Source organism: Thiorhodococcus fuscus, from assembly GCF_042682685.1.
Lineage (GTDB): Bacteria > Pseudomonadota > Gammaproteobacteria > Chromatiales > Chromatiaceae > Imhoffiella > Imhoffiella fuscus.
Genome location: NZ_JBHUHX010000051.1, coordinates 130105 through 156293, shown reverse-complemented (window position 1 = coordinate 156293; position 26189 = coordinate 130105). Strand labels below are relative to the sequence as shown.

At 64.0% G+C, this 26189-nt stretch carries 9 protein-coding genes; all 9 read right to left on the bottom strand.

What is annotated here, in order from left to right; genetic code table 11:
* Positions 1 to 2: 2 nt before the first annotated feature.
* Positions 3 to 13796 carry an amino acid adenylation domain-containing protein gene (locus ACFSJC_RS16900; RefSeq protein ID WP_386028371.1) on the bottom strand — a complete coding sequence of 4598 codons (13794 nt, stop codon included), beginning with the start codon at positions 13794 to 13796 and terminating at the stop codon, positions 3 to 5.
* A gap of 215 nt (positions 13797 to 14011) precedes the next feature.
* Positions 14012 to 17764: an AMP-binding protein gene (locus tag ACFSJC_RS16895; protein WP_386028370.1), complete on the bottom strand. Its 3753-nt coding sequence runs from the start codon at positions 17762 to 17764 to the stop codon at positions 14012 to 14014.
* A gap of 207 nt (positions 17765 to 17971) precedes the next feature.
* On the bottom strand, positions 17972 to 18826 hold the full coding sequence (locus ACFSJC_RS16890) for a hypothetical protein (RefSeq protein ID WP_386028369.1): 855 nt from the start codon (positions 18824 to 18826) through the stop codon (positions 17972 to 17974).
* Positions 18807 to 19820: a type IV toxin-antitoxin system AbiEi family antitoxin gene (locus ACFSJC_RS16885; protein WP_386028368.1), complete on the bottom strand. Its 1014-nt coding sequence runs from the start codon at positions 19818 to 19820 to the stop codon at positions 18807 to 18809. The genes ACFSJC_RS16890 and ACFSJC_RS16885 overlap by 20 nt, the downstream gene beginning before the upstream one ends.
* Before the next feature lie 196 nt (positions 19821 to 20016).
* Positions 20017 to 21855 carry a DNA phosphorothioation-associated putative methyltransferase gene (locus ACFSJC_RS16880; protein WP_386028378.1) on the bottom strand — a complete coding sequence of 613 codons (1839 nt, stop codon included), beginning with the start codon at positions 21853 to 21855 and terminating at the stop codon, positions 20017 to 20019.
* On the bottom strand, positions 21777 to 22421 hold the full coding sequence (locus tag ACFSJC_RS16875) for a class I SAM-dependent methyltransferase (protein ID WP_386028367.1): 645 nt from the start codon (positions 22419 to 22421) through the stop codon (positions 21777 to 21779). Before ACFSJC_RS16875 ends, ACFSJC_RS16880 begins: the two co-directional genes overlap by 79 nt.
* A gap of 199 nt (positions 22422 to 22620) precedes the next feature.
* Complete coding sequence (locus ACFSJC_RS16870; protein WP_386028366.1) at positions 22621 to 23502, bottom strand: hypothetical protein; 882 nt, start codon at positions 23500 to 23502, stop codon at positions 22621 to 22623.
* An 18-nt stretch (positions 23503 to 23520) separates the two neighbouring features.
* On the bottom strand, positions 23521 to 24627 hold the full coding sequence (locus ACFSJC_RS16865; RefSeq protein WP_386028365.1) for an AAA family ATPase: 1107 nt from the start codon (positions 24625 to 24627) through the stop codon (positions 23521 to 23523).
* A 35-nt stretch (positions 24628 to 24662) separates the two neighbouring features.
* Positions 24663 to 26189: an FtsK/SpoIIIE domain-containing protein gene (locus ACFSJC_RS16860; protein ID WP_386028364.1), complete on the bottom strand. Its 1527-nt coding sequence runs from the start codon at positions 26187 to 26189 to the stop codon at positions 24663 to 24665.

Here is a 26189-nt window from a genome sequence, read left to right as displayed (position 1 = left end):
GCTCAGACCTCCAGGAGCGGATCGGCCAGGTCCAGCAGGCCGAGGTTAGGATCCAGGGCCGGTTCGGCCCGTGCCAAGATCGCGAGCGGCGACAGACTCGGCGAGTCCACGAAGGCGTCGAGCAGCGATAGCAGATCCGCGAAGAGCCAGTCGATGGTCTGGGCGCGGAAGAGGTCGGTGTCGTATTCGATGAGAAGCTCGATCGCGGGTCGATCCTCTACCATCAGACTCAGATCGTAGCGTGCGGTGCGGGTCTGGTCGGGCAGCATCCGAAGCTCCAGATCGCCGAGCCGCGTTTGCGGGTCGGCATTGGTCTGCACCAGCAGGAGGATGTCGAAGATCGGGCTGTGGCCGGGCAGGGTGTCGATCGCCAATTCCTCCAGCATGCGGTCGAACGGATAGGCCTTGTGCGCCAGCATCGCGACGGTTTCGGCGCGGCTGAGCTCGATCCAACGCTCGATGGAGAGGTCGGCGGAGCCGCTCAGGACGTGTGGAAGGAGATTGAGATAGAAACCGAGCTGATCCTCGGTTTCCAGCGCGTCCCGGCCGGCATCCGCCGTGCCGATGACGGTTGCGCCCCCGCTCTCGCCGCGAAGCTCCAGCAATATGTGCAGTGTGGCCGCGAAGACCGAGAACAGGGTCAGGCCCGATCTTGCTGCTGCGCTGCGCAAGGCGCGGCTGCGTTCCTCATCCAATCGTCTAAGGGCCATGGCGCCACGGCCCGCACGGGTCTTGGTGCGTGCCGAATCCGTGGGCAACGCGGTCTGGAGCGGGGCGTCGCTGGCCAGACGCGCACGCCAATGCGCCAATGCCGCCTCGGCCTCGGGGTTCGCGCAGGCCGTCTGCTGCCAACTGGCGAAATCGCGATACTGAATCGCCAGCGGCCTGAGCCGTGGCGGCCCGCTGCCTGCGGCTCGCGCGGCGTAGCAGCGCGACAGGTCCGCGATCATGACGGGGACCGACCATCCGTCCGAGATGATGTGATGGAGGTTGAGCACCATGAGCCAGCGCTCCGGTCCCAACGCGGTCAGGCGGACCCGGAACAGGGGGCCTTGGGAGAGCACGAAGACATGACCGAACTCGGCGTCCAGTGCGCGATCGATGATGGCTTGCTCGTCGGCAGCGTCGGTGTTGCGGATCGGGTCGAGCGCGACGGCTCGACCCGGCGGATCGATCAGTTGACGGGCCTCGCCGTCCAGGATGAGGAATCGGGTGCGCAGGATCTCGTGACGGTCCACGAGATCGGCAAATGCGGTCGCGAGTGCCTCTGGATCCAAGTCGCCCGAGACGATGAAACCGCCGACCATGTTGTAGGACGCGCTGTTCGGGTGCGCGGTCTGGATTGCGAATAGGCGCCGCTGTGCGGATGAAAGCGGATAGCTGTCCGCGTCCGAGGTCCGCACGATGCCGGTCGTTTCCGTATGCTGCGAGTCCTGTTTCAATACGGCGAGGGCGGCGATCGTCTGCGCGGTGAAGAAATCGCGCAGGGTCAGCTGGAGGCCCAAGCGTTTTCGCAACCGCAGGACCGCCTGGTTCGCCATGAGGCTGTGCCCGCCCAAGGCGAAGAAGCTGGCGCTGCGCGACATCTCGGTGCGGCCCAGGAGTTCGCAGAGTATGGCGGCAATCTCGGTTTCGAGCCCCGGACGTGGGGCGTCGCCCTCGGTCGCCGCGCCGATTTGGCGGTCGCACATGCCCGCAAGCGCACGCAGATCCGCCTTGCCGTTCAGCGTCAAGGGGATCCGATCCACGCGATAGAGATGCTTGGGGATCATGTAGGCGGGCAGGACCTTGGCCAGATAGGCGCTCAAACGGTCCGCATCCGGCTCCGCGTCGGCGATCATCCAGGCGGCCAGCGCCGTCTCCTCTCCCGCGATCCCCCGAGTGCCCACGACGGCCTTGCGAATGCTCGGAAATCCGCTCAGTGCCGTTTCGATCTCGCCCAGCTCGATGCGAAAACCCCGGACCTTCACCTGGCTGTCGGCGCGGCCCAGATAGGTCAGCTCGCCCGCGAGGTCATAGCGACCCAGATCGCCGGAGCGATAGAGACGAGACTCGGGGCGATAGGGATCCTCGACGAAGCGCGCGGCCGTCAGGTCCGGCTGACCCAGATAGCCGCGTGCGACACCGGAGCCACTGACCAGGATCTCGCCCTGCACGGTGGCTGGAACGGGCCGCAGCTCGGCATCGCGGATCGTGACCCCATAGCTGGGCAGGGGACGTCCGATCAGGCTGTCGGTGCGATCGAGATCCTCTTTGGTAAGGTGCCGGAACGTCGTGTGGACGGTCGTCTCCGTGATCCCGAACAGATTGATCAGTCGACACTCCGGATAGCGTTCGGACCAGGCGCGCAGCTGCGTCGGCGTGAGTGCCTCGCCGCCGAGCCAGATCGAGCGCACGGCCAGATCGGCCTGCGCCTCGTTCATTTCCTGATCCGACAAGACCTTGAAGGCCGAGGGGGTGAGGCTCAGAACCGTCACCTCCTGTTGCTTCAGTTGGGCGCGCAGCAGGGCGAAATCGTCGCGCGCCGCCTCCGGGATCACGACGATCCGGCCTCCGGTCAGGAGCGCGCCCCAGATCTCCCAGATCGAGAAGTCGAAGGCGGGTGAGTGGAACCAGCTCCAGCGATCGCCGGCCGCGACGGGAAAGAGGTCCTCTTGTCCGAGCATCAGTGCCAGCACGTTGCGGTGCTCGACCATGACCCCCTTGGGGCGTCCAGACGATCCCGAGGTGAAGATGACGTAGGCCCCATCCGTCGCGCGCACTGCGGGCCATTCGGGCTCGACCTCGGAGCGATCTTCCGCGAGTCTGGTCATATCGACGCGGGGCAGGTCCAACGGCAGCAGGTCCCGACCCATGGCGCCTTTGACGATGACCGAGACGGCCTGCGCATCCGCGAGGATGCGCGCGGTCCGCTCCGGGGCTGCGCTCAGATCCATGGGCACGAAGGCGGCTCCAGCACAGAGCACCGCCAGCATCGCCACCACCGTATCGCGGTCGCGCGGCAGCATCAGGGCCACGCGATCGCCGCGCAGCACGCCGCGTGCGATCAGCGCTCGCGCCAGGGCGCGCGCCTGGAGTTCCAGATCGGCATAGGTGAGTGTGCCTTTCGCATCGGATACGGCAATCATGTCCGGCATGCGGCGCGCACGATCCGAGACCGCGTCGGGCAGGCTGGCATAGGGCCAGGTTGCTCGTGTCTGGCGCGGCCCGCCGGCTGCGATGAGCTGTTCGATCTCGGTTTCCGTCGCCAGCGGCAGGCTCAGGAAGGGGCGATCGCCATGCGCGCACAGGGCCGCGAGCAGCCGGCACAGCAGCCGACCCCAATGGTCGACGGTTTCTGCGTCGAACATCTCGGTGTTGAAGACCAGCATCAGGTCGAGTCCGCCATCTGACGCACGATTCGCCGCCAGGGTCAGATCGTATTTGCCCCAGCCGATGGCCGGGGGCATTTCCCGACCTGGAACGGGCTCGGCACTGCGCACATAGAGGACATCGAACAGCGCCGTGCGACTCATGTCGTTGTCCGGCTTCAGATCCAGGACGACCTGATCGAAATCGGTCCGCGCATGGGCGAGCACCTCGGTCGAGTGACGCGCGATCTCGGCGATCGCCTCGGCCGTGCCTGCGATCACGCTCAGGTCGATGCGTAGAGCGACCAGATTGGCCTGTCCGCCCGGATATCCGGATCGGCGCGGCACGGTCTGTCCGAGCACGATCTCCTCTTGACCGCTGAGTCGGCTCAGCAGGCTGACGAATCCGGCCAGAATCAGATCGTCGAGTGCGACATGCGATTCGGCCGCAAGCCGCTCGATCGCGGCGAATTCGGCAGCGTTCAGCGAAACCTGGCTGAAGCCCGAGCCGAAGACATGAACGGCGGCGCGCGGTCGGTCGACCGGCAGCAGCAGCCGAGGCGGATGGGGGCCGAGATAGCGCTGCCAGAAATCCCGCTCATGCAGCAAAACAGCGGCGTCCGGCAAGCTAGTCTGGTCGGGCGCGGGTCGTCTGGGGATCTCGGTGCCGACCCTCAGCCAATCCGCGATCCCGGCGAGCGATGCCTCGTCCACGATGATGTGATGTCCGACGAGCAACAGCGCGCGCTGGGCGTGCGGTCGTTCCACGACCGCCATCCGCAACAGAGGACCAGTCTGCACGTCGAACGGCGCAAGGATGAAGCGGCGGACCTGTGCGTCGACCTCATCGCCGCCGATCGATGCGCACGGCGGCGCCTGGATGCGCGCTGCACTGATTCGAGGGTTGCCGTCGACGGTCTGGAAGGCAGCCCGAAAATCGGGGGTGTCGGCGAGCAGTTGCGCGAAGCGCTGCTGCAGTAGCGCCGGGTCTGCGCTTGCGTCCAGCTCGAAGGTGGCGGCCATGTTGTAGTAGGTCGGTGCCGTTGCGTAGAGCTGGCCGTTCTCGAACTGATCCACGAACCAGAGACGTTTCTGTAGCGCGGACGGCTCGCGGAGCTGGTCCGTTCGTGACCCGTGCGCGATCGGCGCCTCGGGATCGTGACACAGGGCCTGAAGCATCCGTTCGATCTCGTCGAGGATTCCGGCGATGGTTTGCGGCTGGAAGATGGCTGTCGCATAGGTGAGGTCCAGACTCACTCCATCGCCCGTTTCCACGACATAGAAGGACAGATCGAACTGCGAGGTCGGCAACGCCGGTTCCGCGAATGCGAACCCCAGCTCGGCGCCGAGCTGGCTGAGACCGCTGCGGTCGTCGTGCGTGACGCAGATCTCGAACAGCGGGTTGGCCGCTGGATCCGGGGTGAGTTCGAGTGCCGTGCAGATGTCCTGCAGGCTGCAACCGGAATGCTCGGTCGCGGCCATCAGGGCCGAGCGTACCGCCGCGATCAGATCCAGCGCCCGCCAATCCTCGTGCAGGACCAGATGCAGCGGCAGCGTATTGGCGAAGAAGCCGATGGGCCGATCGAGGCCGGGTAAATCGCGGCCTGCGACGACGCAGCCGAGCACCAGATCTCCGCTGTCGTTGCGCCGGGCGACGAGCTGGGCGATGGCGGCCACGACGAGCTGATAGACGCTGGTACGCAGCCGCTTGGCCAGGCCGCGCATGCGCTGTTGCAGTGCTGGCGCCAACGTCAGCCTGACCTGCTCGCCAGCGAAGGATTTGATCGGCGGTCTCGGGGCGTCTCCAGCGAGTGCCGTCAATCTGGGTGCATGACGCAAGGCGGTGCGCCAGTATTCCAGATCTCGGTCTCGGCGCTCGGTCCCGAGCGCACGTGCGAGCGCATAGTCGGAGTAGTCGATCGCGAGCGGCATCAAGCCTGGATCCTGTCCGGCAAGGATCTGCTGATAGGCACCCAAGAGGTCGCGCACCAGGATCTCCATCGACCAGGCGTCTGCGATCGCATGATGGACGACCAGGACCAGTGTGCAGCCGTCGTCAGGGAGCGCCAGACCGGCGCGCCACAGTGGGCCTTCAGCCAGATCGAAAGGTTCCTGCACGAAGGTCGCGAGCCATTCGGGTGCTGACGCATCGAGCGTGCGCAGCGCGATGTCCGGCTCCGACGCGATGGATTGAACGATGGATTCACCGTCCATGTGCAGCCGGGTTCGCAGGCTGGTATGACGCGCGCCGACTCGGCGCAGTGCGCCATTGAGCGCCTGGGCGTCGAGTGGATAGGCAAAATCCAATCGCAGACAGAGGTTGTAGGCGGGACCGGCCTCGCTCATCTGCTCCAAGAGCCAGAGCTGTTGCTGCTGGCGCGTGGCTGGGATCCGTGCCGGGATCGGACGCACGGGGTAGATGCCTCCGTCCGCCGCGCTAGCGGTTTCGATCTGTCGCGCCATGTCTTCCAGGAGAGGGGCTCCGAAGATCTGAGCGAGGCTCAGCTCGACCCCAAAGGTCTCGCGGATCCGCGCCAGTAGCCTGACCGCGTGGAGACTGCTGCCGCTAAGGTCGAAGAAGTCCCGCGATACCAGATCGGTGCCCGCATCCAGGATCTCGCGCCAGAGATCGGCCAGTGTCTGTTCGGTTGCGGTCGAGGGGCGCGCGGGCTCCTGGGGCCGAGGCGCCTCTCCTTGCGCGGGCGCCGTGGGCGGAGCGGGCCATGCGAGATCTCCGAGGATCTGGGCGACGGTCGCATGACCCGCGCAGCTGCGCTCGGCGATTTCGAGGAAGGCCGCGAGCCAGGATCGGGCGCTGTCCTCCGAAAAGCGGTCGCTGTTCCAGTCGAAATCCAGGATGACCTGATCGTCGAGCAGCAGGATGTTGGCGAAGAGGTCCGCGCGTGCCCCAACGATCGGCACGGAATGCAGCGCCACCGGACGCGATGCACTTCCGAATCGAATCGGGCCGTCGATGTTGAAGAGGACATGCCGCTCGGGCATGGCATCGGCCGGCGGATGGGCGCCTGGCTCCAGGAGCCTTTGGTGCAGTGTGCGGCGCAGTTCGGCCAGCGTCATCGCGTCCGCGATGTCCAGGGTCACCGGCCGGATGAAGGAGACATTGCCGACCAGCCCCGTGAGGCCGGACAGGGCCTGTCCGGCGATCGGCAGGCCAATGGTCACGCGCTCCTCGCCCGTCAGTCCACGGACCAGCAGTGCGAAGGCGGCGAGCATGCCGACCAATGGGGTCTGCCCGCCCGAGCGCGCCGTTTCGGACACCCGAGCGAAGAGCGTTCCGATATCCGTGCGGGTGATGCGGCCGCCGGCTGCCGTCATGGACCCCGGCTCGGCATCGCAGGGTAGGTGCATCGGTCGTGCCGGCATGGATGCCCGTGTGAATTCGGCCTGGGCCTCCCAGTCCAGATAGGCGTTCCAGCGATCGGCCTCGGGCAGTGGGGCATCCTCGATCAACTGGAACAGCTCGCGCAGTAGGAGTGCGACGGACCAGCCGTCGAAGCCCAGATGGCTGCTTCGAACGGCCAGCGCCTGCTCTCCGGTCGCCGTTTCGAGCAGCACCGGCTCGATGGGGGCGCGATCCAGCCGGAAGGGCTTCGCGAGTGCGCTCTGCGCCCATCGATCGAGCAGCAGGCGAAACTCGGGCTCCTCGGGGAGCTGTACGCGCTCCAGTGCTGGCGCCATGACAGCGGCGACGCATCGCGTGCCATCGGCCGCCAGACAGGCCCGCAGTGCGACATGACGTCGGCAGAGTGCGGACCAGGCCGTCGTCAAGTGGTCTGGGTCGAGTCTGTCGCCGCTGAGACGCAGGATCACCAGATCGGTCCAGGTTCCCGGATGGACGGTTCCAGCATGGCGTCGCATCGCCGTTTCGCTGATCGCGGGCTGGAGCCGGCTTGGCTCTCCCGACTCGCTCTGTCTCGGGCTCTGCCCGAGCCAGCCGGCCGTCTGGAGTGCGGCGATCCCGCGCCGTGCCGCCTCGACGATCTTGGCGATGTCCTCGTCGCTGTGCGCGGTCGACAGAAAGCAGTTGCGCTGCTCCCAGACGAAGATGCCCCCGTTCAGCAGGTGGCTGTTGAGGATCTCCATTCCAGGTCCGAACGCGAAGCGGAACAGGGATCCGAACCGCTCCATGCGCACCGGGACGCCGGCCTCCTCGAAGATCCGGTCGAGCTGGACGCACATCGCCTCGGTGCGTCGGGCCAGCGTTTGCTGCAGGGCGCCCGCGTCCTCGATCAGCCGGTCCAGCACGGCGCGGGCCGCGGCCAGTCCGAGCGGATGCGCATTGAAGGTGCCGGCGACGAACGCGGTGCGCGTACCCGGACCGCTGTCGTCGCCATAGGCCCAGTCTCCGCCGTCGATCACGTCCATCAGCCTGGCATCGCCGGCGAGCACGCCGATCGGCTGACCGCAGCCCAGCACCTTGCCATAGGTGACGAGGTCGGCCTTGATCCCGAGCATGGACTGCATTCCACCCGGGGCGAAGCGGAAGCCGGAGATGATCTCGTCGAACAGCAGCGGGATGTCGCGCTCCCGGGTGAGCGCCCGCAGTGCGTGCAGAAACTCGATCGGTCGGTTTTCGGGATTGCGGCTCTGCACCGGCTCCACGAGGACCAGCGCGATCTCCGAGGCATGGCGGGCGATGAGGTCGAGCCCGGCCATGTCGCCATAGTCGAGGACGATCACCGGGTCCACCATGCCCTGGGGCGTGCCGTCGGTGAGCGGAGCGGATTGGGGGCTGCCGTCTTCGTCGATCCAGCCGGTCGCCAGAACCCCGTCGAAGCTGCCGTGATAGGCCCCTTTGAAGAGGACGATGCGGTCCCGTCCGGTCACGGCGCGGGCGATGCGCACGGCGCACATGATGGCCTCGGTTCCGGTCGCGAAGAAGGCGCAGCGATCCACGCCCGTGAGCTGGTGGATGCGCTCGGCCACCTCCGCCGCCAGTGGCGAGGTCGGCCCCAATGGCGCGCCCCGGTCGAGCTCTTCTCTCAGGGCGCTGGCGACGAAGTCTGGATTGTGACCGAAGAGATAGACCCCGAATCCCATGGTCACGTCGACATAGGCGTTGCCGTCGAGATCCCAGACCTGTGACCCCTGAGCACGCGAGGCCATGAGCGGGTAGGTCAGTTCCTTGTAGTCGGGGGCGAAGCCGAAGACCGCCCGGCTGTTGGCGACCCGCTTGCGGGCGCGTTCGGCCCCGGCCTTGGAACCGGCGGACTTGGCATTCCAGCTCCGTGCTAGACGCGCCACATGCGAGCGTCGCCTTGGGTCGAGCTCGACACCGGAGCTGCCCGGCTGGCGGAACAGTCCCTTGATCTCGCCCCTATCCGGTTTCCGTGCATGCGTCTGAGCCGGCGTCTGTGCCAGTGTCTGAACTGGCGGCATCTGGGCTGTTCCGGCCGGTGCGCCCAGCGCGGTCAGCTGCCGCTCCATGACCTGTTGCAGTGTGCGCAGTTGCTCCTGCATCAAAGCGACGACGTCCGGGCTGGGATGCGCTGAAGCTGGGGTTGCCGCCTCCGGGGGCGGCGGAGGCTCTGGCGCTGGCTGCGGCCGCTGGGCATCGATGTGATCGGCGAGCTTGCGCGGCGTATCGAGCGTTTGGAACAGTGCCGTCAGGTCGATCTGGAGGTCGCAGGATTTAGCCAGCGAGCGTTGGATCTGCACCATGCCCAGCGAGTCCAGCCCCAATGCCACCATGGGCCGGTCCGGGTCGATCCGGTCGGGATCGATGCCCGAGATGCGGCTGGTCAGCGGCAGCACGATCGCGTCCAGTGCATGGCCAAGGGCCGGCTGTGCGTTCGACGCAGCGGTCGTCGGTCGAGGAACCGATGGCGCATTGGGCGCGACCGCCGCGCCGGACCAAGCGCGACGCGGGATGGGTGTCTCGTTCAGTGGCAGGCGCGGCAGATCCTGACCGGGCGCGCCGCGCGACCCGAAATAGCGCAGCCAATCCAGGGGGGCGCCATGGGACCAGGCCTGGCCCACGGCATGGGCGAGATCCTCGATCCGATCCCCGCCGCCAATCCAGGCGGCATCCGGCGCGCAGGCCGGACCCAGCTTGGCCAGTACATTGCGCGGTCCGATCTCGATGCAGATGAGATCGCCCGACTCGGCGGCCGCCGCCATGGCCTGTCTAAAGCGTACCGGCGACAGCATCTGCGAGGACCAATAGCCGGGTTGCGCCATCTCGTTGTCGCCGAGGACGGCGCCGGTTGCCGTCGAATAGACTGGAATGACGCCCCTGCGCTCGGGGAGGCGCAGCCCGTCGGCGAGTTCCGCCGATGCGCGGCGCATCTGGGGGCTGTGGAAGGCGCGGGTGACATGCAATCGTTGCGCGGCCAGGCCTGCCTCATCGGCCCTGGCGAGCAGTGTCTCGATCTGCGCGACCGAGCCGGCCAGGGTCAGCGAGCCTGGTGCGTTGTAGCCGGAAATGACGACCTCATCGAGCCCCCGCAAAAGTTCCTGCGCCCGTTCTTCATCGGCTCGGAGTGCCAGCATGGCGCCCTCCGGCGCGGCATGCTCCATCACCTGGCCGCGTCGCACCGCCAGCCTCATGGCCGCTTGCAGATCCAGTTGTCCGGCGGCCAGAGCGGCCGGGATCTCGCCGATGCTGTGGCCGATGACGGCGTCCGGCTGGATACCCCAGTCCGCCCAGAGTCGCATCAGGCCATGCGCCACGGCCACTAGCGCCGGTTGTGCCAGATCGGTTCGATTCATGCGCGTGGCGTCTGCGGCGTCTGGACCATAGAGCCAGGCGAGCAGGTCCTTGCCGTCGATGGGGCCGGCCGCCTCGGATGCCTCGATCAGCGCGTCGCGGAACAGGGGCTCTTGGGCGAAGAGCTCCGCTCCCATCGATGGGAATTGAGCCCCCTGGCCGGTGAAACAGAACAGCAGACGGGGCATGGTCTTGGCCTTGAAGGCGGGCGGATGCGCGGATCCGAGTCCCGTCTCCATCAGCGTCACGGCCATCCGATAGGGGCCGGACCAGCGGCGTGTGGCCTGCCCGGCACACAGGGATGGCCAGTGTTCGGCCGGACGTTCGGACAGGAGTGCGACCCAGCGATCGTGGAGCTGCTGGAGCGCCTCCGGGGTATGCGCCGAGAGCGCCAGGACCAGGATGCGGTTTGGCATGGGTGCGACCGCCTCGCTGACCTGCTCCTGTCCGATCAGGACATGCACGTTGGTGCCACTCATGCCGAAGGAGCTGATGCCGGCAACCCGGCGCTTCGCGTCGTCCCAATCCAGTGCTTGATCCAGTGGGGTCAGTGGGCTGCTCGACCAGTCATAGCGGCTGTTCGGGGCCTTGCGCGGTGCATTCCTCGGCAGTCGTCCATGGACCATGGCCAGGATCGCTTTGATGACTCCGGCGATTCCGGCCGCTGCCTCCAGGTGGCCGATCCGGCTCTTGACCGCGCCCAGCGGCAAGGGCGCGTGGGGCTCGGGCCGCAGCACCTCGCGCAGCGCGGCCAGCTCGATCGGATCGCCAAGCGGGGTCCCGGTGCCGTGGGTCTCGACCCAGTCCACGTCCTGGCCGGCGAGCCCGGCCTCCCGCAGGGCCCGCAGCAGCAGGTCGCGCTGAGCCGTGCCGTTCGGAGCGGTCACGCTCTGACTCTGTCCGTCATGATTGACGGCGCTGCCGAGGATCTCCGCCCAGATGTGATCCTGTGACCGGCGCGCCTCCGCGAGCCGCTTGAGCACCAGTAGCCCGGCACCTTCGCCGCGACCATAGCCGTCGGCCTCCTCGGCGAAGGTCTTGCAACGGCCGTCGGGGGACAAGACGCCCATGCGCGCCAGGCCGGCATGCAGTTCGGGCGAGATGATCAGATTGGCCCCACCTGCGATCGCGAGATCGCAGGTGCCTTGGCGCAGGCTGTGAGCGGCCATGTCCAGCGCGACCAGCGACGAGGAGCAGGCCGTGTCGAGCGCGATGGCGGGACCTCGGAAGTCGAACAGGTGCGCGATGCGGCCCACGGCGACGCTGCTGGCATGCCCCGTTACGCTATAGGCGCCGAGACGCTCGGCGTCCTCCATCAGGCGTCTGTCCCCGGCTCCGAGCCCGCTTTCGCTCAGTCCGATGAAGAGTCCGACCCGCTGACCGCGCAGCGCCGCCGGGTCGAGACCGCTGTGTTCCAACGCCTGCCAGAGCACCTGCAACAAGAGCCGCTGCAATGGCTGCATACCTTCCGCCTCGCCGCGCGTGATCCCGAACAGTCCGCCGTCGAAGCGATCGATGTCGTCCAGCAGTGCGGCGGGTGGGCAGGGAGTCTCCTCGGGCCAGGCGGAGGCAGGCCAGCGATCCTCGGGAATCGGGCGGATCGGGTCATGGTCGCCGGCCAGAAGATCCCAGAAGGCGTCGGGATTTTCGGCACCCGGAAAGCGACAGCCGAGCCCGATGACCGCGATGCCGCCAGCCGTTGCGCTCTGGGCCGAGCAGGTCGGGGCGGGGGAGGCATCGGCTTGCTGTGCGATCAGGGCGCGTGCAAGTCCGCGTGGGGTCGGGTGGTCGAAGAGCACGGCGATGTCCAGGCGACGATTCAGCCAGGTGCCGATCCGTGCCGTCAGCGCCAAGGCTTGCTGCGAGCTGACCCCTTGGTCCATCAGACCCGAGTCCGGCTCGATCGATGTGCCGCTCAGATGGGATGCCAAGCGGCAGAGCAGACGCGTGACCTCCGAAACGTGGCCGCTCGCGACCGCTTGACGGAGCGCAGCGGCCTCTGTCTGTCCCTCGCGTTCCGTGTCGCCGGTCTCGGCGCTCAGCGCGCTCGCCTCGAACTGCTGTCCGAGTTCGTAGCGTTTCAGCTTGCCGCTGGTAGTGCGGGGCAACTGATGCACCGGGATGACCTGATCGAGCGCCAGGCCGCTTTTGGCCAAGACGTGGTCGGTGATCGACGCTTGCAGTTTTTTGGCCTTCTCGGGCGTGCCGCGAAAGCGGACGAAGCACAGCGTCTGGATCTCATCGCTGTGCGGACAGCGTGCCTGGACGATGGCGACCGGATTTGCGCCCGAGAGCCCCGGCGCCTCTTGGGCCACCCGCTCCAGGTCCGCTGGGTGATAGTTGAGGCCGGCCACGATGATGACATCCTTGTGCCGTCCCACGAGGACCAGTTCCTCCTGCCACAGGAAGCCGATGTCGCCGGTGTCGAGCCAGCCATCCTCATGCAGGGCCGCTCGCGATTGCTCTGGGTCGTTGATATAGCCACGCATGAGCGAGGGTCCGCGCACCTCCAGACGACCGATCGTGCCCGAGGGTAGCGGCGTTCCGGCGTCATCGACGATGCGCATCGCGAAGCCGTATGCCGCGCGGCCCAGCAGGCACAGGTGGGCGGCATTCGGGGCATCGGGCTCGCGTTCGACGATCTCCGCGCCGATGGCGAGGCGATCGCGATCGACCGCAAGCACCGCGAGCGGCTCGCCCGGCTCGCGAATTGCGGTGACCAGGGTTGCCTCGGCGAGACCATAGGCGGGTGTGATCGCCGTTCGGCTCAGTCCGCTTGGTGCAAGCGCATCGAGAAAGGCTGCAATGGTCCCGGGGTTCAGCGGTTCGGCCCCATTGCTGATGCTGCGCAGTGCGCTCAAATCGAGTTGCGCGGCACTCCGAGGCTTGAGTAGGCTCGCCACCATCTGCAGCGCGAAATTCGGGGCCCCGGTGAGACTGGTACGGTGCCTGTCCATCGCCCGCAGCCAGGAGATGGGGCGTCGAGCGAAGTCGTCGGGCGCCATCAGCACCTGGGGCAGATCCACGAGCAGCGGCAGGATATGGAAGTGGAACAGCCCGAAGTCGTGCGACAAGGGCATCCAGCTCAGGAAACGGTCGTCTGCCGTCAGCCCGAGGTGACGTTTCAGCAGATCGATTTGAGCCAGCACCGCGCGATGGGTCAGTTCGACGCCCTTCGGGGCGGCCGTCGACCCCGAGGAGAACTGGATGATGGCGATGTCGTCCGGATGAATTGCAGACGCCAGCGGAGACGTCGACGAAGGCGGCTCATCCAGTCCGGCGATGCGGTCGAAGCGCTCGCCGATCAGACGGTATGCGCGGTCGATCGCCTCATTACCCTCGAATGAGGCTCGGGCGTCCTCCTCGTCGGCGAGCACGATGCAGCGACCGATGACGCCCGCTGCCGCCAGCGTGCGTTGCTGCTGGGTTGGGTTGTCCAGAGGCGGCATGGGTACGGCCGTGCAGCCCGCCGCGATACAGCCCCACAGCCCGGTCACGTAGGCCAGTGGGTCGCGCATGACGAGCATCACGCACGCGCCTCGGCCGATTCCTTCACTGTCGAGTTGCCGGGCGATCCGAGTGGCGGCTTCGCGTAGGTCGGCGGGCGAGAGAACCGTTTCGCCGTCGTCACCGGCAATGCGTGTCAGGGTCCCGCTGCGCGAATCGGCGACGAGGAATGCCGCGCGCAGATCGGGGAACGAGATAGGCTCGAGCACGTGCATCCCTCCGGCGTCTCTTGAGGCTAGATCCGGCTGCGGCTGTGAGTCGCCGATGCCAGGTGTCAGCGTGTCTGGGCGTGTTTAAGGTGCCCAGTCTGAAAGACTCTGCTGGACTGGGGCGCCACGACATTCGGTGACGGTTTCACACCGTTCTGGTCGTGAGTGCCCCGCTATTCCTATGTGCCCTCTGCAAGTGGGGGCATGCGCCGGGATTACGATATGGTTCCCTGAACCTCGCCGATCCAATCATAGACATGAGGCGGGTGAAATAGGTTGAAGTGATCGGCGGCGACGACTTTGATGCGGACGTCGCCCAAGCTCAATGCCTCAATGCGTTTTCTTCTATCGGGTCGGATGGTTCCGCTCGGCTCCGCCGCGATGAACAGAAGGTCGTTCCTGAGCGGACCACCGAAGCGATAGCGCATCAATTTTTTCCGTCGACCACGGAGCTGTTGCTGGTATCGCTCCAGCCCGGAGGCGTCGAGACTTTCGGTCATCTTGCGGAGAACGGTCGACCAATAGCGCTGCATCGCAAGTGACTGGAAATCATCCGTGACCGCGTTGCGATCGGCATCGGGATCGGCGGGAAGACCGTCGATCATCACGAGCTGCGGTCTGTGCCCACTGTGCTCCAATTGACGGGCGGCCTCGAACGCCAGGCTGGCGCCGAACGACCATCCCAGCAGTGTCTTATAGTCGTTGCCGGTCGCGGTTGCGCAGACCAGCATCTCTCGCACCATCTCCTCCAGCGTTTCGGCTTGGTCGAACCGATCCGCATCCTCAAGTCCATCGATGGAGCCGCTGAGTTCCATGAGGTCCAATGTCTCGCGATAGATGCTGGCGCTGCCGATCATGGCGGGGAAGCACAGGACGCTGGCGGCTGTGCCCGTATCCAGCAATGGGAAAACGCCTCCATGGTTCCCAGGCATGTCCCCATCGATCCGCAGCGCCAGATCCATGAGTCTCGGCGCTTCGAAGAAGGTGTGCAGTGGAACCGCCGAATGACCGCTCCGAGCGAGGCGGGCGGACACCTCGATGGCCTTGAGGCTGTGGCCGCCGATGACGAAAAAATCATCCTGGCGCGAGATGTCCTCGACGCCCAAGACGTCGCACCAGATCTCGGCCAACAGCCTTTCGGTCGCGGTGGCCGGTTTTTCCGAGTCGGTCCCGCCAGGCGCTGGTTTGGCCGCAGCGATCATGCTGCCCGTGTCGAGCTTCCCGTTTTCGGTCATCAAGAGTCGAGACAGGAAGTAGAACTGACAGGGGATCTGTGCGTCGAGAAGGGTCTCGCGCAGCCGTAGCCTCAACTGGGATGGCGAGATGGCCCGGTCTCCGACCGCCACGAAGGCAATCAGCTGGGGCTCGTCATTGTGCTTCCGGATCGAGACTGCGGCATCTTCCACCTCAGGCAGACCGATCAGGGCCTTACGCGTATCCGATGGCGATACCCAATGCCCCCGGATCTTGGCCCGCTCATCCAGGCGTCCGAGCAGGCGCAAGGTGCCATCTCGGCCCATGACGGCCTTATCGCCCGTGCGATAGGCTCGCTCGCCCCCGATCTCCATGAAGCCCGCATCGCCCTGGACATAGCCTTCCGCCAACGCTGCGCCGAATACCGTCAACTCGCCCGCGATACCCCTTGGCACGGGTTGGCCGAAGGGATCGAGGATCTTGACCCGGGTATTCAAGACCGGCGCTCCGATGTCGGCGCTATCTGTTTCCCCGATGCGCGAGATGGGAAAAGGCTTGGTCATGGTGCAGCCGATCGTGGCCTCCGTCGGGCCATAGTGGAAAGCCAATTGCAGCCATGGGCAGAGGTCCCCGAGTTGGGACAGAGTATTGAGATTGGGGCTTTCTCCACCGAGGATGATGAGTCGCCAGTGCGCCAAGTCTCTGAACCGGCTTGGATCCGGAGCGGAAAGCATCAGGGTCAAAAAGGACGGCGTCAGTTTGAGCACGCTGATCTCATGCTCCGCCATCAGCCTCAGGATCCGATTCGGGTCGACCAGATCCTCGCGGTCCGCCCAGAAGACCGATCCGCCGACCGCGAGCAGGCCGAAGGCCGTCGTATAACCCAGGTCGAATGCGGCGGAGGTCACCTGGAGCGCGCGATCCGTCTCCTTCAGTTCGAGGCGGTCGATCGCGCTGACGCAGTAATTGGTAAGCGCCCGCAGGCTCACGTCGACTCCCTTAGGGGCGCCCGTCGAGCCCGACGTGAAGATCCGATACGCCATGCCGGGGGGGCTCGCGTCGTCGCATTCGACCGTCTCGACCGCATCCTCAAGGCCAAGCTGGATCGTCGGGCGGGCTGCCGCGAGGATGCGCGAACGTCTCTCTGCTGACCATGCCGGATTGATGGGCACGAAGCTGGCGCCGAGCATCCAGGTGGCGAGGATCTGGGCGAGAAGATCGGTGCTCGGCAGGGTCGATAGAGCGACCCGTGTGCCTGCGACGACACCGTTTGCCGCCATCGTTGCCGCGAGGGATTCCGCGCGCGATCTGAGTCCCGAATAGGAGAGTCGACAATGCCGATCCCAGGTTGCCAGACGCTCGCCCGGCACCTCTGCGATCAATTCAGGCAAGGTGCTGTCGAGCACGCGGCTCGGCCCCTCGAGAATCGAGAGTCTGGGTCCAGTGTTTGAGCTCAGTGGTTGCGAGGCGATGGGGGCGTAAGGATTGTCAAGGCAATTGGCGAGCAGTGCTTGGGCGGCTTCGAGAATGTCGGACAGTTGAGCCCGCTCAATTCTGTTGGAGTCAAAACGCGCCTCGATGAATGGGGTGCGACCGAGTGTGAAGCCGATTTGAAAGTCGTAATGATCCCAGCTCTCGGCGCGGTAGTCGTCGATCAGTAGGCCCGATCGGGGAAACGGCAGCTGTTCGAGATCGCCCCAGGCCAACCCGGACGGACGGCCGTTCATCGTGTGGTCGAGTTCGGATGCCTGAAGTTTGGCGGCGGCGAGCATATCCGCCAAGGGTGGCGATGACCAATGGGGCGCGAGTGTGAGTTGCGCGTGCAGCGCTTGGCAGGTCTCGGCGAAGCCTGGGTTGCCGGACAAGGAGACCTTGACGGGCACGGTGACGATGAACATGCCGATGACCCGCTCGATGTCTGGCATGTCGTGCGTTCGGTTGGCCAAGACCGTCGCGAAAATCGGTTCCGGGGTACCGGTCAGACGCCCCAGGAGCAGGCCCCATAGTGCGTGAAGAATCGAGCTTTCCGAAATTTCGAGTCGTTGTGCGAGGGCCGAGAGCTGAGTGGCAGTACGTTCTGGGATGAAGCTCTTGAGGCATTCCTTGCGGCCAGCAGGCCGCGACGCATCGAGAAAGGGCAATCGGGCGATCTCGCCGCGCTTGAGCGTTGCTTCCCAATAGGCGCGATTGGCTGGACCCCGATTGGCGTATAGCGCATCGGCAAAGTTTCCGGGTGTCGTTCGCGGCAGTGCCGGCAAGGTCGATGCAAGGCCCGATGCGCTCTCGTAGAGCGCGATCAGATCGTCGATCAAGATTGGAGCGGACCAGGCATCCGCAATCAAGTGGTGAAAGGTCACCACCATCTGCCACACCTTTGGCGCCTGTTCGATCAGCACGACGCGCAGTAGAGGATCGCGTGCCAAATCGAAGCGTTGGGAGCGCTCGCGACAGGCAATGTCATCTCGTTCACCGGGGCTGTCGTCTTCAGTCACCAGCACATGAGGTCGGCGCGATGTCAGCACGACTTGCACGACCTTGCCGTCTTTCGTCCGGGCAAAGGCGGTTCGCAACGCGGGGTGGCGCTCGGACAAGGATGACCAGGCTTGGACGAGCAATTCGGGATCCAATGCCCCGGTTATTCGGCAGGAAAACTGCTCGTTGTAGGGCGGCGTCCCTGGGCTTGCTATCGAAAGCTCCGAATAGACGGCGAAGATCGCCTCTTGAAGCCCGGTGAGCTCGTGAACCGATGAGATGGCACTGTCCTTTGGGGCCATGATCAGGGGATCCGCTAGTTCAAAGAGGGATGGCGTTCCGCTTGCCGATGATGCGGTCGAAATCTAGCCTGTAACCGTCGGCGGAAATGCCCCTGGATGCGGGGCGGGTATCTATCGGCGGTGGAATAGCCGCCGAACGGAGCGACTCGTCTGCGTAAGCATAGACTCCAGTCGAAGCCGTTGCTGGAACACCGACGCTGCGATGGCTCAAAGTTTTCGAACGCGTGTCAGCCCGTTGCCAAAGGCCCCCAGCTTGCGTCTCGCCCGTTCCGGATCCCTCGCCTCAACCTCGCCGATCAAGCTGAGCGGGCCGTTCGGATCGGTTTCTCGCTCGACGATCATGCTGGCCCTGGTGATGATCTCCTGAGTGCGTTGACTGTGCTGATCAATGACCAAGCGCGCTTGAAACCCGATCAACCAGGCACCGGCCAGGTCGGAATCGAAGTCATCCAGTTCGAACAGCTCCGGCGCGATGTCGTGCAACCGTTCAAGTCCAGCAATCTGAAACGAATTGTCGAGCACGAACAGCAGATCGCTGGCATCTTTTCGCGGTTGCGTCCAATGGCGCTCTTCCCAGGTGAACAGCTTGATTAGCGCAAACATGGGGATCGTGATGACGGCAAGTTGCACGGTCCCCGGCAGAACGACAGTCGCTGTTGCTGCGTTGGCTTCGGCATAGCCGATCACCGACATCACAGTCTGGCCCGAAGGCGGCCAGGAGATTTGAGCCTCAGCAGATTCGACACCGCCGAACGGCAAGATGTCGATCACTGTTCCTCGTCGGCTGAGGAGACGATGTTGCGCCCGATCGTCTGGCTTGAAGAATCCGCTGTCGATCAGCCTCTCTGTCAGCGCGATGTAGGCCGGCCAATCGGGCACGGCGAAGGCGAAATCCACATCTGTTGTCTTGCGCAGCGGCTCAATGCCGTGATGGTGTTGGAGCAACAAATCCCTTGCCGCTGCGCCGACTAGCATGAAGTCGGTTCCAGCAGATTGGCTTCGGATGTCTCTGACGATGTCGCTGAGGGCACGCAGGTCATTCTTACCCTGCAAATCGATCAAGGAGTCGCCCCTCCATCTCTTGGGCTGCTTCGATACAGCGCGCGTCGCCGGTCGTCAAGAGATCGGCGTAGATCAGCAAAGGAGGGGTCAGCGTCGGCGGATCTTGATCGAAACCCCAGAATTTGCTGAGGATCTCGACATTGCCATCAGGAGCGGCGCGCATTGGCTGCTTAGCCATGAATAGCAATGACGCCGCCTTGGTCCCGTAGAGCGTCACTGTTTGCGGTTCGATGATTCCGGTGATTCTGGCGGCCGCAGCCTCTCCGCCGAGAGTCAGGCCGTACTGTGCGAAATCGAGTTCGCGCCACCAACTGATGGTCGGGGCCTGGAAGATGCGCAACAGCAGTTTGGGTCTCAGGGTCCGGGCATAGGCCTCGATCCACTGACGCAGCAGACGCTCGGGTTGGAGTAGTCTGCGCTTGCCGCCGATCTCGGCGAGGAATCCGAGCTTAGGTAGCTCCGTCATCACTGAGCCCACTGTACCGTGGGCGACGCCAGCTTTATCGGCAATGGCTCGATAGGGTTGGTTCACGAGTTCCGGTACCGACAGCAACGCGAACAGCACGCGCAGGCCGCTGGCTTTGAAAGCCCGACTAGGAGCAGGTGGGTTGAGGTGTTCTTGCGGACGCTCACCCTTGACCCAAATCAACAAGGCGGGGTGGGCTAGGAAGGCGTTGCCGGCGCTGTCGATGAATTGGATACCGAGGTCTCGCAGTCGCTCAGCCAAAGGCGGGGACACATGATCGCTGACCAGCAGGGCGTCGGGGCCGAGTTCCTTGAGCTGCAGCGCGACCGCTCCGAGTGTCGATGGCCGCAAGCTGCGTTTCACTTCGACGCGGTACAGTGCCGTACCTCCGCTCCAACCTAAGCGCAAGCGGGCGTCCGCGCGACTCAGTGGCTCGCAGGTGTCAAGCTTCGCCGTGACGTTTAAACGAGCCAGTTGAGCAGACGCCGCCTTGATCAGTTCAATGTCCGATGATGTCAGTGTGTCCACGAATATTTCGTGTCCATGTTTCATGAATTTGGCGAAAAATTAGACGCAATGGGGCCGGCATGCAAGTCTTCCCATCCCCGATTCAAGTTCGCCCGCAGGGTGTGAGCTTAAACATTGAGGTTTCGGGGAGTTGACGAATGCTAGCGAGAAACCGCTCAGATCATCGAACGAGTGCTGCCCACATGTGACGGCCCCATCACTGACGTGGCTCGGCGACCAATTGCAAGAACGCCTCCTCCGACACCACGCGAGGCATCAGACGGCTAGTCTTACCCGCGACCATCCGCACGATCTGGCGATCCCCGTTTGGCCTATAGCTCACATGAACCGGCAGGTCATCCCCGTAGAAATAGAGTCGGTCGAAGTGGGTATTGGCGACGATCCATTGCGCCACGTCCAGCATGCTCTCGTCCTCGACGAGGAAGTCCACCGCCGCCCCCAGACGCTCGCACACCGGCTTGCCGAGGCGATTGTGCTCGTGGGCAGCGTGCTGATCACGCTTCGGGTCGATGCGTCCGGGAATCTGCTTGGCGAGCGGCGGCGAACAGAAGCCATATGTCAGCCGGATCATCCCGAAGTAATCGATGACAGGATCCAGCACCTGCTCCGCCAACTCGATGAGCGCGTTGTAGCTCTTGGGCTGCTGCGGCCGATTGGGCAGTCCCGTGCTGGCCTGGGTTTCGCCACATTCGATGAGCTGGCGGAAGGTCAGGAAACGTCCGCAGGGATCATCGAGCTCCGCCAGGTTCAGGGCGCGCAGCAGTTCGAACCCCGCGACTGTCCAGCGATGTTGCGCCAGCGTCTCCAGGAAAAGCCCGGGCGGCGGACCATAGCCGCTAAGGTCGAGCAGCTCCAGCGCATCAAGTGCCTGCTCGAAGGCAACCTGCTCCGGGTAGCTTGGAAATTCCTCGTTGATGAAGCGCGACTTGTGGAAGAGAAACGGCGGGGCATACTCCTCGCCATAGGCGAAATAGTCGATGTCCAGATCGCGCAACTTGATCTTGACCCGCTCGACCAGACGCGGCAGCGGTTGACCCTCGAAATCGTCGTAGCGCATCAGGCTGACCTTGCCCGAGGCGATGTGGATCTTCACTAGATCCGCCTCGCGGTAGTCGCCATAGAGCACGGCGGCACAGCCAACATAGATGCGCAGCAGCGGCGGGAGCCGCTCGACCAGGCTGACATGCAGCTGGAGCGACAGGCCGGGATCCAGCCAGCCTAGACCATGTTCGGCGGCCGCACGGCAGGCGTCTTCGATGGCCGCCACCTCCGCAATCCGGAACAAAAGTGCCAGGGATTGCTCTCTCGCCGCCGCGTAGTCGCCAAAGAATACCTTGATGTCCTGCTGTAGGCCCCGCTCCAGATGGCTATAAGGCTTGCGCCGCTCGAACTGCTGAAGGGCGAAATAGACCTCCAGGTCCGCCGTCCGGCCAGCCGCAGCGCGCTCCAACTCGGACGGATCCTGCCGCTCCTCCAGGAAGCGCAGCGCTTTGGGCAGTGACCCGAAGACTTCGGTCAGCACCACTAGATCCTCGACCTCGGCCCTGTCCGGCTTGCGCCCCAGAGTCAGCCAGCGATCCCAGAGACGCTCCAGAGGCTCGCGATAGACGGCGCATTTCTCGGCGGCGCGATCACGGCGCTCGCGCGGCGCAGGCTCGCGCGCTCGCTGGGAGGGAACGCGCAGCCGGTTGCGCCGGCTGCGATAGCGATCGACCAGAAAGCGCTGCTCGGCGTCCTTGTCGCGAAAAACATAGAGCACGCCCGGCGCGACCGGGATCGCCTCCTCATCGAGCACCTGCTCCAGGAATGTCTTGATCTCCGCTTGGGTATAGTATTTCTGGAAGGTTCCACGCTGGGTCATGACCCCATCGCGGAAGCGCTCGCCGCGCGGATCGTTCTGGTTGGACAGCATCACCGAGACGACCAGCAGCCGCTCAGCCAGCGACCAGGCCCGAGTCAACGCCTCCAGCCGCTCATCGAAGTCCTCGATGACGTTGATGACGAATCCCAGGTTGACCAGGTCGGCGGATGCAATGGGGTTGTCCGGCGCGTAGTACGGATCCCAACCCGACGCACTGAGTCCGTTCTCGACCAGCCCAGCCCGCGCACGTCGTCACCCCGACCGCAACCATAGTCGAACAGCCGATGTCGCCCATCGAGGAAGCCATAGCGCGCCAGGGATTGGATGGGGGCGGAGAAGCCGTAGCGAACCAGGGCGGTCAAGTGGCGCGAGGCTTCCCAGCCGGCCTGTCGGGGTTCCTCCTCCTCCAACGCCACATTCGATTCCTCGTTGCCCAGCGGAACAAGCGTGTAACCGTCGAGGCGATAGCCCTTCTCCCGAATGAGCGCAAGCCACTGCCGTTGGTAGCCGATGCGCCGAGGATCATCGAATAGGCCGACGAACTCACAACTCTCCGTGAGTGCCGCGCACGCCTTTCGGCGCGGATCATCCTCCGCCAGCAGAAGCTCCTTGCGGTGCAGAATCGGCGGATTCAGCGAGTCAGCATAGGTGCGGTAGCTCACCGCGCGCTGGTCGAGGTCGACCAGCCAACTTTCCTGAAGGGCAGGAAAGGCGTCATCGTCGAAAGTTGGATAGTTCAAGAGCGCGAGACGGGAGTCAGAATCATCAAAACGCAACAGATTGAACTGCGCGTACCGCTCGACCCCAGCCAACATTTCGGCCGCCGCAACGCGAGCCGAGGTTTCCGAATCTAGACATGCCAGCGCACGGACATGGAGGTAAGTTCGACGCCCGACGATCTTGCTCGGAATCACAGGCATCACATGCGATCAGCCATCTCTATGCAGCCGCCTTGAACTCGCTTATGTACTGAACGATCTCCACTGGAATCTGTCCCGTTTCGAACAGACGGCGGGCCAGGGCCGCTCGATTTTCGTCGAATCGCGTATGTGCCCGGTGGCTGACGTACTTGAGGGCGGCTTTACCATCGAGCATACGGACAAGACGTTCCCATCGCTGAGTTTGCGGAGCCATATCCGCATCGAATCGGTCGATCCTCGTGCGCGCACTCCGCATCGATTCGGCGGCGTCAACGACGCCCTTCTTGGTCAGGAGGCTCTCCAGCTCGGCGGTGAAATCGGTGCCGCACAACAAAGGATTGCATCCGTATGCTTCAGCAGGAGGTGAAATATTCTCGGCTTTCGCCGCCACGGTTGCCGCCGTTCTATCTTTCAACTCCTCGGCACATTCGAGGCACAGTGCGACCGTGGATTCGATCGAGTGCTTCGACGTCATCCCCGCATCGTTCGCAACAGTGGACATGGCGCCGGGGTCGAGCAGGTAATTTTCCAGTTCCCAGCGCAGCAGCACGCGGATGTGAATTCCATAGGGACGGGCCGTCAGAAACAAATCGTCCTGATGCTCCCACCACAAGGACCAGTCCTGGTCGTTCAGAAGAACGTCCCGATCGACGATGCCGAATGCACTGATTCCATCCGACCTGGCTCCCTCGACCAGGTCGATGACCGCACCGCAACCGCCACCACCGGTGCCTTTCTCGTAGGTGTCGGCGGATTGAAAAACAATGTCCTCGCCCTCGTTGAAGAACCACCGCTGAGCGATGATCTCGAAATCGTCATTCGACTCCAAGAAGACGACTGCTCCGCCGCGTTGCTTGAGCACCAATTTGTCTGTCTGTTTCAACTTCTTGAACGCGCCCATGTCCCTTGAAGTAGCCTCCTAATGCAGATTGTCCTCAATGATCCATCCTCCTTTGACCAAGCCATCCTCCAGTATATCGACCGGAAAAGCCTCCAGAATCTCGACAGAGTGAGTGGCGGCGATGACCGTCGTTCCGGGTTGTCGACGGACCTGCTCTTTCATCAAATTCAACGCCTTGTGCTGCCATCGTACATGCAGGTGGACATCGATCTCGTCCACCAGGATCCATGTATTACGGGTACTGTGAGCGCCAATCCGCAAGAAGAGCTGAGCTAGATTCTTTTCTCCGCTGGAGAGACGGTCCAAGCGGTGTGTCTGATCCCCGCTATGGACGACAGCCTCTGGCGGAACTCGGCGGATTTCGGGAGCCAGGAATTTGTCTGGGGATTTTCCGAATACGGTATCGTTTACCGTCTTCACCGCATCCTCATAGCTGCCGTTGTTCAACCAGGCAAGCCAAACAAGGAGATTGTCCAGTGACTCGGTCCAATGAGTCCCGTGGGCGGCAAACTCCTGAGCTGAACGGTAGCCCCAATATTCTGGCTGAATGATTGGCCGTTCCTCGATGCCAAGAACTGGCGGAATGTCCCGGTAGGCCGGGAAGAACAGGGTCGTGGGCAGACTCAGAGTTGAATTGGCGAAACCCTCCGGTGCCATCCGGCTTGCGTCGATCAAGGTATGTCGCAAGTCTTGAACGAGGTCGTCACGGCGCTCGATTTCCACCAGCCGGCCGCGTGCTCGCTGCCGATACCCGGTTCGGTGCCAGCGCTCCGCCCCGTACCGCTTCAGATCCGCGTCATCCCAGACCTTCAGAAACGTCTCCTCGCCAATGTCCCCCGCCAGGAGGGACAGGACGATGCGATGGTCGCTCCCCTGCCAGTAGATCCGAGTCAACACGTCGAGCTGAATCCGTCCCCGGCCTTCGTCGAGATCCTCATGCCCGAACCGCTGGGGATCGAGCTCACCGAGCTGCCGCATCAGCAAGGTCATGCAGTCCAAAACCGTGGTCTTGCCGCGCCCGTTCTCGGACATCAAAAGAAAGATGTTACAAGGGCGGTTCTCCTCGTCGGTGAAATCGATCTCGTAAGGCAATCCCTGGAATGGGCCGACCCGATCCAGGGTCAACCAAAGGGGTTGGAACTCGTAGACCGTCATGTCGCTCATTGAGACCTCCCGCGAACGCTTTGCAGGCAGAGCCGGATATCGTCGCTGCCGACACGCACCCCATGGGCGCGGCGTGCCGCTACTCCGGCTTGGGGACGCAGCAGCATATCGCCGGCACCAAGCAGCTTCTCCGCGCCGGTTTCGTCGAGGATGATCTTGGACTCGGCCGCCGTGCGGACCGAGAGCGCAATGCGCCCTGGCACGTTGCTGCGCAGCAAGCCACTGAAGGTTTCGGCATCCGGACGCTGAGTGGCGAGCACCAGATGTATGCCGACGGCTCGCGCCTTCTGCGTAAGTCGCACCAGTGGTTGCTCGGCCTCTCTGGATTGGAACAGCAGATCCGCCAACTCTTCGACCACCACGACCACGAAGGGCAGATCGACCCGCCCCTGTTCGCGCCCCTCGATCAGGTTCGCGACTCCATGCTGACGCAGCAGAAGGGTCCGCCGCTCCATCTCCTCGACGAGCCCATCCAGAGCCTCAAGGGCGTCGCCGATATCCTCGATGATCTGACCGCCCGTCAGATGCGGAAAACCTGCGTAATGGACCAGTTCAACCCGTTTGGGGTCGATCAGCGTGAGCTGGAGATCCTGTGGCTCCAATCGCCAGAGCAGGGATAAGAGCAATGCATGCAAGCAAACGCTTTTCCCGCTGCCCGTGGTGCCTCCGACGAGTAGATGCGGTGCCGCAGCCAGGTCGAAACGCACCGGCTCTCCCAGTACGTCCACCCCCGGCCAAACCGTGAGGGTGGGAACCTCGGTCGCCTGAACGGCCCAATCTCGGAGCCGAGCACCCGGCACCGTATACCAACTTTCCCGAGGACGTGGCACGTCAAGGGCCAACACCCGCGCCTCACGCTCCCGGTCTTCGTCCTCTTGAAGGAGAATTCCTTGTCGCGTAGACAGTCCCAGATGCAGACCAAGTTTGTCCAAGCCCCGCTTGACTCGATCGTAATGATTCACGTCGTCGAGATAGATGCGATAACGGCTGATGCGGGGACCGTCCTCGACACCGCGAATCTGGGCTGAAACGCCAATCTCGCGTAGCCCTGCAAGGATCTCCTGCCCCAGGTCAGTTCGTGCCGGACGAGGTACGGCATTGACGAACAGCTCATGGTAGAGATAACCGTGAAAATCATGATCTGGACGCCAAGTGGTGCGGATCTCCTGAAGTCCTCTTCGGACATGGCGTTGCAGATAACGGCGGTACCGTCGCTCGGACTCCTCACCTTGGAACATGTCCTCGTCGTGGTAGACGCTGAGCAGAGCACGCACGGCTAGATCGTAGTCCCGACGCTCTCCCTTATCCGCCGAAAGGCCGACACCTGTGATACGGGCCAAGGCATATTCGCTGCCACCCAGACCGCTACCGTCCAAGTCCTCTGGTGGCGGCGTCGAGATCTGTAGCGACCGTGCCAGCGCAATTCGCAAGACACGCAATTTCGGAGCGCGGGGAGTCCCGAGCCCATGGAGCACATCCTTGATGGTCTGCTCGTCCCGAGCATCGGTGTAGAGAGCGGCCAT